13 protein-coding genes are annotated in these 10,796 nt (G+C 68.7%); 5 read left to right on the plus strand and 8 right to left on the minus strand.

Annotated features, from left to right (window positions below; all coding sequences use genetic code 11):
• Positions 1 to 823 (minus strand): RNA ligase (locus C492_RS12930; RefSeq protein WP_008424234.1); only part of this gene is annotated, 823 nt, incomplete at its 3' end.
• Between the two features lie 101 nt (positions 824 to 924).
• Between C492_RS12930 and C492_RS12935 the strand changes: the two genes are divergently transcribed.
• Entirely contained in the window at positions 925 to 1,365 is a 441-nt protein-coding gene (locus C492_RS12935) for a hypothetical protein (protein ID WP_008424236.1), read from the plus strand.
• A gap of 48 nt (positions 1,366 to 1,413) precedes the next feature.
• The gene (locus C492_RS12940) at positions 1,414 to 2,088 is read left to right on the plus strand and encodes an RNA ligase partner protein (RefSeq protein WP_008424237.1); all 675 of its coding nucleotides are present in this window, start codon (positions 1,414 to 1,416) and stop codon (positions 2,086 to 2,088) included.
• On the opposite strand, the gene C492_RS12945 is transcribed toward C492_RS12940, so the two are convergent.
• From C492_RS12945 to C492_RS12955, 3 genes are all read right to left on the minus strand, one after another.
• Positions 2,048 to 3,373, minus strand: coding sequence for an MFS transporter (locus C492_RS12945; RefSeq protein WP_008424239.1), 1,326 nt, complete (start codon positions 3,371 to 3,373; stop codon positions 2,048 to 2,050). The genes C492_RS12940 and C492_RS12945 overlap by 41 nt on opposite strands.
• Positions 3,374 to 3,486: 113 nt before the next feature.
• Positions 3,487 to 3,753 (minus strand): elongation factor 1-beta, encoded by a 267-nt coding sequence (locus tag C492_RS12950; RefSeq protein WP_008424241.1) that lies wholly within the window; start codon positions 3,751 to 3,753, stop codon positions 3,487 to 3,489.
• 7 nt (positions 3,754 to 3,760) lie between these two features.
• Complete coding sequence (locus tag C492_RS12955) at positions 3,761 to 3,940, minus strand: HVO_2753 family zinc finger protein (protein ID WP_008424243.1); 180 nt, start codon at positions 3,938 to 3,940, stop codon at positions 3,761 to 3,763.
• Positions 3,941 to 4,077: 137 nt separating this feature from the next.
• Here C492_RS12955 and nreA point away from each other — a divergent pair, with 137 nt between their 5' ends.
• On the plus strand, positions 4,078 to 5,433 hold the full coding sequence (gene nreA / locus C492_RS12960; RefSeq protein ID WP_008424245.1) for a DNA repair protein NreA: 1,356 nt from the start codon (positions 4,078 to 4,080) through the stop codon (positions 5,431 to 5,433).
• A 234-nt stretch (positions 5,434 to 5,667) separates the two neighbouring features.
• A complete protein-coding gene (gene arcD / locus C492_RS12965) occupies positions 5,668 to 7,104 on the plus strand; it encodes an arginine/ornithine antiporter ArcD (RefSeq protein WP_008424248.1) in 1,437 nt (478 codons plus the stop codon).
• 3 nt (positions 7,105 to 7,107) lie between these two features.
• Here the strand turns inward: arcD and C492_RS12970 are convergent, their stop codons facing one another.
• The 4 genes from C492_RS12970 to C492_RS12985 form a co-directional block, all read right to left on the minus strand.
• Positions 7,108 to 8,190, minus strand: coding sequence for an AI-2E family transporter (locus tag C492_RS12970; RefSeq protein ID WP_008424249.1), 1,083 nt, complete (start codon positions 8,188 to 8,190; stop codon positions 7,108 to 7,110).
• A 97-nt stretch (positions 8,191 to 8,287) separates the two neighbouring features.
• Positions 8,288 to 8,752 carry a DUF302 domain-containing protein gene (locus C492_RS12975; RefSeq protein ID WP_008424252.1) on the minus strand — a complete coding sequence of 155 codons (465 nt, stop codon included), beginning with the start codon at positions 8,750 to 8,752 and terminating at the stop codon, positions 8,288 to 8,290.
• Positions 8,753 to 8,813: 61 nt separating this feature from the next.
• The gene (locus tag C492_RS12980) at positions 8,814 to 9,512 is read right to left on the minus strand and encodes a CPBP family glutamic-type intramembrane protease (protein ID WP_008424255.1); all 699 of its coding nucleotides are present in this window, start codon (positions 9,510 to 9,512) and stop codon (positions 8,814 to 8,816) included.
• A gap of 6 nt (positions 9,513 to 9,518) precedes the next feature.
• A complete protein-coding gene (locus C492_RS12985) occupies positions 9,519 to 9,806 on the minus strand; it encodes a DUF5789 family protein (RefSeq protein WP_008424257.1) in 288 nt (95 codons plus the stop codon).
• A 117-nt stretch (positions 9,807 to 9,923) separates the two neighbouring features.
• On the opposite strand from C492_RS12985, the gene C492_RS12990 reads away from it, so the two are divergent.
• A complete protein-coding gene (locus C492_RS12990; RefSeq protein WP_049893050.1) occupies positions 9,924 to 10,790 on the plus strand; it encodes a DUF7139 domain-containing protein in 867 nt (288 codons plus the stop codon).
• Positions 10,791 to 10,796: the final 6 nt, after the last annotated feature.

The following is a 10,796-nucleotide window of genomic DNA, read 5'->3' on the forward strand; positions in this document are numbered from 1 at the left end:
ATGTGTATAAGAGACAGGTTCGAAACCCCTCCCGCAGCAGTCGCCGGAACATGAAGGCCTGCCCGTAGTCGAACGGCAGCGAGAACGCGTACGCCAGGTCGCTGCGAGTCGAGGCGGCCGTCGTGTACTTCAGCAGCGTCGTCGCGTCGACCGAGCGTAAGACGACGCCCTCGCGACCCTCGGCGTCGAGCTCCGCGACGATCCGTCCGACCTCGCTCGCGGCGTCCTCGAGCGCGTACTCCCCGAACAGTCTCGTCTGCGGGACGCCGTAGCGCTCGTAACGCTCGCGGCGCTCGGCCACGTCGAGGGGCTCGCCAGTCCGTCGGTCCCGCCAGTCGAACGCCCGAAAGGCGATCGAGTCGACCTCGGGGTAGTCGTGGGCGGTGTAGGGGTTCTCCGGGCCGATTATCTCCCCGCAGACCATCGCCTCGGGATGGTCCTCGAACAGCTCCTCGAGGTCGACCAGCCGCCCGAGGACCCGCGTGGTGAACGGGCAGACCATCCCGCTGCGGGTAAACGCCAGTTGCTCGCCCGCGAGGCGGACGACCCGGACGTTGTAGCCGTTGAGCTTCTCCTCGACGGCGACCGGACCGTCGAACTGGGTCGGGATCCCGGTCTCGAGGACGAGGGTGCGAGGAACCTTCGGGAACCCGCGGACGACCTCGCCCGCGATCAGGACGGTTCCCCGTTCGACCCCGCGGCGGTAGTCGGGGACGTGGCGGTACTCGAGGTCTCCGTACGCGCGGCGCTCGAGGTGGTCCTCGAGGGCCTCGAACGCCGACGTCCCGATCCCGAGCTTCCTGTGGTACTCGGTGTCACCCATCGCGAACGGCTACCACGGCGAGGGGGATAACTGCCGGGGCGCGCTCTCCTGTCGGGGATCGAAGCGGAATTCTCATCGGTGCGCGGCGACAACCCGCGCCCATGCGCATCGAACTCCGCGTCTGCCAGCACTGTCTCGAGGGCGATCACGGCAACGAGCAGCGGACGCAGGTCATCAACGACATGGTCGCCTGCGCGGAGCGGATCCGCGAGCACAAGGAGGTCATCGACCTCGACGAGGTCGTCGTTCGCCGCGTCTCCGAGAACGATCCGGGGAAGCCGGAGGCGCTGCCGGTCGTCTCGGCGACGATCCAGGACGACCAGATCGTGCTCAACGACCTCCAGCTGGTCACCGAGGGTCCGGACGGGAACATGCTCATCTACGTCGAACCGCAGGACATCATGACCGTCCTCGCGGGCAACGTCGACGAGATCAGCAAGGCCGTCCACGAGGACGTCACCGTCGACCTCTCCTCGACCAGCGCGGAGATGATCTCGGAGGCCGACCTCGGGGCGCGGGGGCCGAACGCGGACGAGCCCTGACCCCGCCGCGAACGCAGCTATTTGCCTCTCGAGGCCGTACCCCTGCCCATGTCCATCGAGGCGTTCAAACAGCGGTTCGTCCTCGACACCTCGCTGTTTCTCACCGACGAGATCCGCCGGGACGACGAGTCGCTCGAGGACGCGGTGCTCCGGCTGCTCGAGCTGATCGCGAACGCCCGTCTCAACCTCGGCATCTCCTGTTACGTGCCGCCGACGATCCACGACGAGCTGACGACGATGCTCGAGGCCCGCGACGTGAGCGAGGAGGTCTACTCGAAGCTGAACACCTGGGTGATCCGCAAACACCCCGACCGGTACGCGGTTTCGATCCCCGCCAACGTCGTCTACAGCTTCGTCGACGAGATGAGCGGTCGTGTCGACCGGGGGCTTCGGGTCTCCGAGAAGGCGGTTCGGCGCGCGGAGGCCAGCGCCGACGAGCCCCTCGAGGACCACGACCACAAGACCGAGGTCGACGCGGTGATCTCCCAGCTCCGGGAGAAGTACCGCGACGCGATGCGGACCGGGGTGCTCGACTCTCGGGAGGACTTCGACCTGCTGATCCTCGCCCGCGAGCTCGAGGCGGGCGTCGTCACCGAGGACCGTGGGATCATCGACTGGACCGAGGACTTCGGGCTGCGGTACATCCGCGGACGGGAGTTTCCGGCCCTGCTCGAGCAGTACCTCACCGCGGTCGATCCCGACTCGAGGCGGACGATCGAGTAGGTGCCCCGGTCCGCGAGCGTTTTCGGACGACCAGCCAGCACGCACAGCAGAACCCGACCGCCACCGTCGCCGCGAGGATACCGAAGGCCACCCGGTATCCGAACTCGGTGTAGGCGACGGTACCGCCGACGGTCTCGCCGGTTCGGTAGGCGTCGAGCGCGGCCCCCATCGCCGCCGGCAGGATCGAGCCGCCGACGAACCCCGCCGTGTTGACGGTCGCGGTCGCGATCCCGCTCGCGCCTGCGGGGTAGCGTTCCTTGACGACCGACAGCGACAACATCGCGGCGCCGAAGAGGAAACCGCAGGCGAAGTAGGAGACGGCGACGACCGCCAGCGGGGGACGACCGAGGACGGGAACGGCTCCGAGCGCGACCGCGAACAGGCCGATTCCGACCGCCATCGGAAGCAGCCGCCGCTCGATCCGGTCCGAGAGCCACCCGAGCGTCGTCGGCCCGAGCAGGACGCCGACCGACGCGAGCAGGGTAAAGGAGGAGGCCGTCGTCACGTCGAGTTCGTAGACGACGACGACGTAGGGAATCCCCCACAGCCCCACGAGCGTCAGCATCGCGCCGTTGCCCGCGAAGAAGACGATCGACAGCAGCCACTGGTCGAGGTCCCGCGCGAGCGTTCGCAGGTGGCCCCCGAGTTCGGCGAGGGTCGTCTCGGGCTGTTGGGGGACGCCCTCGATCGGCTCGAGCCCCGCGGCGGCCGGGGACTGACGCGCGAGGGCGAAGACGGCGCCCGCGGCGACGATTCCGGCACCCCCCAGCGAGAGGACGGTCGCGCGCCAGCCGAACCGGCCGACGGCGACCGCCAGCGGCGTCGTCGCGAGGATCGCCCCGAGCCCGGCGATGCTTCCGGTGAGGCCGGCCATCGTCGCGAACTCGTCGGCCCGGTACCAGTTGGCACAGAACCGCAGGATCGAGACGAAGATGACGCCGCTGCCGAGGCCGATGAGCGCCCGCGAGGCGAACGCCGCGAGGTAGCTCCCGCTCAGCGCGAACCCGACCGCGCCCAGGCTCAGGACGACCCCGCCGACCGAGCCGACGTAGCGCGGACCGATCCGGTCGGCGAGCACGCCCGTCGGTACCTGGACCGCCGCGTAGATGAGGAAAAAGGAAGCGTGCAGCGTCCCCAGTTGGGCCGCCGTCGTCTCGAAGGCGACGGTCAGCTCCTCGGAGAGAACCCCCGTCGAGAGTCGGTGGAGATTAACCAGCAGGAAGACGGTCGCCAGCGCGGCCCACGCCAGCCACCGCCGCTTCGTCGGGTCCGTCAGTGCGCTCACGCCGGAGACGTTTCTCGGGGGCGACAGTAAGCGTTTGGAGAAGCGGACCGCCGGGACGAACCCGGACCGTGCGAGCTACGGGGACCGGTCCGGCGAGCGGGGCGGAGTTGCGTTCAGATGCGGCCGACGTTCTCGACGTCGACGCTCTCGACGCCCTCGACCTCGGTGAAGTTCTCCTCGACGGCTTCGGTACCGCCCGCACCGTCGGGGACGATGACGGTCGGGATGAGCGCGACGAGACCGAACGCGACCTCCTCGCGTTCGACGCCGTTGATCTTCGCGCCCTCAGGAAGAGAGCTCTCGAGGCGCTCCTGGAGGGTGTCCAGGTCCATCTCGGGGCTGTCCGGCATGACCTTGATCTTGGCAGCGACTTTTCCCATGGTCGTATCAGGGCCCGGTGAATCCGCAGTCGGGACACTCGTAGAGGTTGCTCTGCTTGCGGCACTTGGCACAGCGGAAGATGCGCGCGCCACAGTCGGGACACTTGAACGCCGCGGCGTTCGTGCCCGCGATGTTGATCCCACAGGAGACACAGGAGCGTCTGTCCTGCTCGTCCGTCGTACTCATACCCCTCCCTTTTTGCCCGTCGTTTTTAACCCTTGCGAGGTCGCCCTCGGCCCTCGAGCGGGCCGCGGCGGGGCGAGCGGTCGCCCGCGGGCGGCCGAACTCAACATTGAAAGTCTCGCGTCACCAACCCTCGTCGAATGCGCCTCGACGACTATATCGAGAGCCTCGAGCCCGACGAGGAGGCCGAGCGCCGCCGGCTCGCGAAGGAGAAGTCCTACGCGATCACGGATCACCTCGAGGAGTTCGAGCGCAACTTCGAGCGGGCGCTGTCGGGCGACTCGCTGGTGGGTTCGACGGCGCCGTCGATCTTCGTCGGGCGGTCGAGCTACCCCGACGTCCCGATCGGGGTGCTCTCGCCCGTCGGCGACGAGGACGACGCCGAGTCCTACGTCACCGACGGGGAGTGGTACCGACGGGGGTACGGCATCGACGACGTCCTCCAGCGTCGAACCGGCCTGTTGAACTCGAACAAGCGCGCCGACGTCGACTCCCCGAGCGTCGCGAGCCGCCTGGCGCCGTCGGTTCACGACGCCTGGGACGGGTTCGTCGGCGTCCAGCGGGAGGTCGCCATCGCGGATCGACCAGTCGACCTCGAGATCGGACTGAACGACGACCCGGATCTCGGCCTCAAGCCGGGGGCCGACGTCGCCACGCCGCGGGGGCCCCGCGCCAGCGCCAGCGGCGCCGAGCTCCGGGAGAACCCCCACGTTCCGCGGCCGGTGAAGAAGACCCTCGAGGACGACGACTGGCGGGCCCAGGGGGCGATGACGTACCTCTACCGGCGCGGGTTCGACGTCTACGAGATCAACTCGATCCTCTCGGCCGGGGCGCTCGGCGAGGCCGATCAGCGACGGCTCGTTCCGACGCGGTGGTCGATCACGGCCGTCGACGATACCGTCGGCCAGTTCCTGCGCGGGCGCATCCGCAACGCGCCGAGCATCGACGAGGTGCAGGTCCGGGCCAACGAGTACATGGGCAACCGCTACTGGATCGTGCTCGCTCCCGGAAGCTGGGAGTTCGAGCTCGTCGAAATGAAAGCTCCCGGAAGTATCTGGAACCCCAATCCGGACGACGACGTCTGGCTCCAGAGCGCCAGCGAGGGGTACGAGGGTCGCTCGAGCTACGTCGAGGAGACCGCGGGCGCCTACTACGCGGCTCGGCTCGGCGTCCTCGAGCACCTCGAGTCGATCGGCCGTCAGGCGAAGTGCCTGGTGCTCCGGGAGGTCAGCGACGACTACTGGGCGCCCGTCGGCGTCTGGCAGGTCCGCGAGAGCGTCCGCAACGCCTTCGAGGGCGTCCCCGGTGAGGCGAGCGATCCGGACCTCGAGCGGGCGGCGCTCGCCGGCGAGTACGGCGAGGCCGAGACCTTCCACGCCGCCCTCGACGGGCTCGCGCCGCAGCTGCCGATCTCGGCCGCCCGCCTCAGGCGGAAATCGGAGCTCGCCGCGGGGCTGCAGTCGAACCTGAGCGCCTTCTCGAGCCCCGACGGCTGAGCCGCGACGGCGACGAGCGTCGAGCGGCCGCGTCTCGGCTGGGACTCCCTCGTTCTACGGCAGGCCGCTTCCCCGTTCGACCGCGGGGTCTCTCGTCGTTCGGTTCCGGTCCCGTCTCTGCCGGAGCGACGGCCGACCGCAACGGCGCGTGAGGACGTGTGATCCGATAGCGAGCTGCATACTCTCGAGTAATGTTTCGAGTTATTTTTATTCCCGAAGTGCATAACGAGGGTAATGTCACGGGATTTCACGCCGACCACGATCGACGAGCTCGATCCGGAGCGGCGTCCCTCCGCTCGGCTCGCGCTCGTTCCGGTGCTCGCGGTCGTCGCCTTCCTCGGAATCGGCTCGGCGCTGTTGGGACTCGACCCCCACGCGCCGCTTCTGTGGAGTATCGTCCTCGTCGGTGCCTTCGGCTACGTCCTGGGGTACTCCTGGGAAGACCTCTACGACGGGATCGCCGACGGCCTGCTGATGGGGCTACAGGCGATCCTGATAATCTTCACCATCTACGCGCTGATCGCGACGTGGGTCGGTGCGGGGACGATCCCGGCGATGATGTACTACGGCCTCGAGTTGCTGACGCCGGCGGTCTTCCTGCCCGTCGCCGCCGTCCTCGCGGCCGTCGTCGCGTTCGCGATCGGCTCCTCGTGGACCACCGTCGGCACCCTCGGCGTCGCGTTCGTCGGAATCGGATCCGGGCTGGGCGTCCCCGAGGCGATGACCGTGGGCGCGGTCATCTCGGGCGCCTACGCGGGCGACAAGCAGTCGCCGCTGTCGGACACGACCAACCTCGCGGCCGGGGTGACGAACACGCCCCTGTACGACCACATCTACCGCATGCGAACGGGGACCGCGATCGCGTTCGGGATCGCCGTGGTGGCCTTCGCGGCGCTTGGCCTGCAGGCCGGCGGCGCCGTTCCCGGCGATCGAATCGCCGAGATCCAGACCGCCCTCCAGGGGACGTACGCGATCTCGCCGCTGGTCTTTCTCCCGCTGGTCGTGACGTTCGGACTCGCGCTGTACGGCTTTCCCGCGCTGCCGACGCTGGTCGCCGGAACGATCGCGGGCGTACTCACGTCGGTGCTCGTCCAGGGTGCGGGTTTCGTCCCGGCCTGGGAGATCTTCCTGAGCGGGACCGCACCCGAGACGAGCTCGGATCTCGTCGACGAACTCCTCGTGACAGGCGGGCTCACGGGTTCGGCCTGGACGATCACCGTCGTCGTCGCCGCGCTCTCGCTGGGGGGCCTGCTCGAGCGAACCGGCGTGCTGGCGGTGCTGGCCCACCGCGTCTCCCAGGGCGTGACGAGTTCGGGCGGGCTGATCGCCGGGACGGGGCTGTCCGCGATACTCATCAACGGGCTCACCGCCCAGCAGTACATGAGCATCGTTCTCCCGGGAGTGACCCTGCGAAACCTCTACGAGGAGTTCGACATGGGCAGCGACGAGCTCTCGCGGGCCGTCGAGGCCGCCGGAACGCCGACCGGCGCCCTGATCCCCTGGCACGCCGGCGGCGTCTTCATGGCCGGCGCGACGGGCGTCGACACGCTCGCGTACGCGCCGTACTACCTGTTCGGACTGCTCTCGCCGCTCGTGTTGTTCGCGATGGCGCTGACCGGACGGGGGATCCCGACGACGAACCGCTCGGAGTCGGCCCGGGCCGCCGACTGACCGTCAGTCGTCGGCGGTGCCGGGGTCGGCGTTGGCCAGCTCCGTCCCGTCCCCCTCGAGCCGGAGATCGTCGGCGGTAAGCGCCGTTTCGTTGAAGACGTTCAGCCCGGCCTTGAACACCGCGAGCAACACCGGGCCGAGGAACAGTCCCATAATCCCGAGCAGGTAGATCCCGCCGACGACGCCGATCAGGACGACCGCGGGGTGGAGCCCCGTCCGCCGGTCGACGAAGATCGCCCGCAGGTAGTTGTCCACGACAGAGAGCACCGATAGGCCGTACAGGAGCAACGCGATCGCCGGGAGCGGACCGGTCGTCATCAGGAGGTAGGCGACCGCGGGTCCCCAGACGAGCCAGACGCCGATCGCCGGGAGAAAGGAGACGACGACCATCACGATCGTCCAGAAGGGGGCGTTGGGAACGCCGAGCAGGTAAAAGCCGATCCCGCCGAGCAGGCCCTCGACGACGGCGACGAGGACGTGGCTCTTGATCACCGCCCAGGTGACGACGTCGACCTCGGCGAACAGCTCGTCTCGCACCTCGTCCTCGAGGGGCGCCACCGCGGCCAGCCAGCGGACGAACGTTCGGCCGTCCGCGAGCAGGTAGTACAGCAGAAAGACGAGCACCAGCAATCCGATCCCCATCCGAACGCCCGCGTCGAGCAGCCCGACCACCTCGCCCAGTGCGACGTCGACGGCGCCGTCGAACGCCCCGTTGACCTCGGCGAGCAACCGCGCGCGCGTCGTCGCGACCAGCTCGGGATCGACCCCGAGCTGAATCGCCCACTCGCTGGCCGTCTCGACGGCGGCGGTCTCGTCGAACCGGTTCAGAAAGGAAAACACCGTCTGGACGGTGACGATCGACAGATAGAGGATCGGGATGACCGCGGTGACGACGGCGACGACGGTGAGGACCAGCGCCGACGGCCGGCCGCCGATCCGTCGCTCGAGGCGTTCGTGGGCGGGGTAGAGCACGAACGCGAGCAAAGCGGCGCCTAACACATACTGCAACAGCGGCGCGAGGATGAGCGTCGTGACCGCCGCGAGGGACAGCAGGAGGAGGGCGAAGAACGTGGCTTTGACGTCCATACTCCACCAACGTGGCTAATGTATGTAAATCTTGATATTCAGAAATACTAATGTAATGTCCGACACGCGTCAGTCGCCCGTTCGATCGCGGGGCGGCTCAGTCCGCCGTCTCGACGTCGACGGAGTCGAACTGTTCGAACGCCTCCTCGACGAGTTCGCCCGTGGTGTCGACGATGTCGGCCCACTCCTCGTTGTCGGGAGCGATGTCGAGCAAGCGCGCAATCTTCATGATCGAGAGGTGGTACACCCGCTGGCGGCCCGGCTCCTCCTCCCAGACGATCACGTTACACGGGAAGAGCCCGCCGATCCGCAGCGTCTCGTCGAGCGCCCGGTTGGCGACCTCGGGGTTGCAGGCGCCCAGCACGTAGTAGGGATCGCGGTCGGCGTCGACCTTCTCGTTGAGCAGCTCCGAGGGGGAGAACTCGACGGGGATGCCGAAGCCGACCGCCTCGCAGACCTCGCGGACGTGCTCGATCGCCGCCTCGTGGTCCATCTCGAGGACGGCCTGTTTCTCGCCGACGTCTTCCGGATCGATCTCGGCCGGGTCGATTGGGAGACTCATACTCGGGTCCTCGCCCGGGAGCCACTAAAGCCCCACCGTCGCGGCTGCAGCGTCCCCCGTCTCAGATCGGGATCGGCAGCCACTCGAGGCGAGCCAGAACGCCCGCGGGATCGAACAGCGGATCGTGCAAGACCAGCCAGTCCAGCAGGACCAGGCCGGCGCCGTGGGCGATCACCGAGGGGAGGATCGAGTCGGAGGTGTAGTCGACCGCGCCGAAGAGGACGTCGGTCGGGCCCGACAGCAGGAGCTCGAGGGGCGGCTTCGAGGCGTGGTGGAGCATGTAGACGACGGGGCTGATCAGGACGGCCTTGAACCCGATCTCCCGGACGCCGACGCAGAGCAGCCCCCGGTAGTAGGTCTCGGCGGCCAGCGCCAGCGCGAACAGCTTGATCGCGTGGGGGAGAAACTCGCCGGGCGCCGCCGAGGTCTCCCACATCGGGTAAAAGGCTCGGATCGACGGCAGCGTCGAGCCCACGAGATAAAAGGGCAGCACGAACAGCGAGAGCAACGCGGCGTTGCGGACCGCGGTTCGATCGACGTTCCATCCGATGCGGTTACCGTGGGTGAGCCCGAGCGCGAGCGGGCCGCCGATCAGCAGGATCGAATCGACGACGACGCGGCGCCCGAGGTCGGGGGGAACCAGCTGCGTCCACAGCACGGTGAGGACGGCGCCGGTCAGTAGCGACTTCTGGAACCAGGTGAGCCCGGCGAGCGGGCTGGGCAGCCGGCCGACCTCGCCTCGCTCGTCCTCGGCCGTCACGGGTGGTTACTCGTCGGCGGTCGGGACCGGTCCGGTGCCGACGACGTCGCGAACGTGGCGTTCGAACTCCTGGTGGCGCTGGAAGTAGGTCTCGTCGACCTCCTCGAGCACCGACGCGAGCTCCCGGGGACCCTCGGGGGTTCGGATGACGCTGTCGCCCTCGAGGCGGTCGATCTCGCTTTTCTCCTTCGGCCAGAAGAGCCGCGAACTGATGCGGGCCAGCGGCGCCCCTTCGACGGGGGTTCGCTCGCCGAGCTCGACCGCGGGCCCTTCCTCCTCCTCGTCGTCGCTCATGGGGAAGCGTTTTCGAGCGCGGCGATTCAACCTTTCGCTTCCGCGGGTGGGGTCCTCTCTATCCTGTTACCTGTGTCTGACGTTATTGTTTTGTACTTGTAAGTCACAGATATCTTCATGACGAGTCTGACGGAGGTGTACCGGGGCGGCGCGCGAACGGGACCGGGTCGTCGCCGGCTGTACGCCGGAACGGGCCTCGTCGCGCTCGGCGCCGTCCTCGCGGTGCTGGGGGTCGGGCTGGCGACGACCGAACTGTTCGACGGGATCGTCGCCGAGGCCACGGGCTGGGAGATGGCGGCCCACTACGCGACCGTGCGGTTCGCCGGGGTCGCTGCCGGAATCGGCGTCCCGGCCGCCCTCGTCGGTCTCTTCCTCGTGTTGCCCGCGAGCCGTCGGCTCCGCGCGGCCGGCGCGGTCGGCGCCGGCCTCTGTCTGCTCGGGGTCGGGCTCTTCTGGGTCGCCTACCCCTACCACTGGCGCGGGGTCGGCGCGGACCTGACCCTCGAGGTCGCCGCGGTCTACCTCCTCGGGCTGTTCGCGGCGGTCTGGTGTCTGTTCGTCGGCGTCGTCAACTTCAAGACCCGCAACGACCCCGGCGGCACCCTCGAGATGCACGTCACGCGCCGGAACCGAACGATCGTCGAGCGAGGCGACGAGGGGGCCGCCGGCGGACTCGGCGGGATCGGCGTCCTCGGCGCCCGACCCGACGGGGAGATCGAGCCGAACGCGCGTCGAGACGGCGGTCCCGTCGCGGCGACGGCCGACTCGATTCCGGAACCCGAGGCCGTCGGCAGTGACGCCGAACTGCTCGAGGCCGGGGACGACGACTCGACGCCGCCGACCGACCGCTACTGCGGAAACTGCGAGCAGTTCGCGTACGCCCGCGAACGCGGGTCGGACGAGCTGATCCCGTACTGCACCCGTCACGAGGAGGCGATGACCGGAATGGACGCCTGCGAGAAGTGGACGCCGAACCGTCGGTAGCCGTCC

This window comes from Natronococcus jeotgali DSM 18795 (assembly GCF_000337695.1).
GTDB classification, from domain to species: domain Archaea; phylum Halobacteriota; class Halobacteria; order Halobacteriales; family Natrialbaceae; genus Natronococcus; species Natronococcus jeotgali.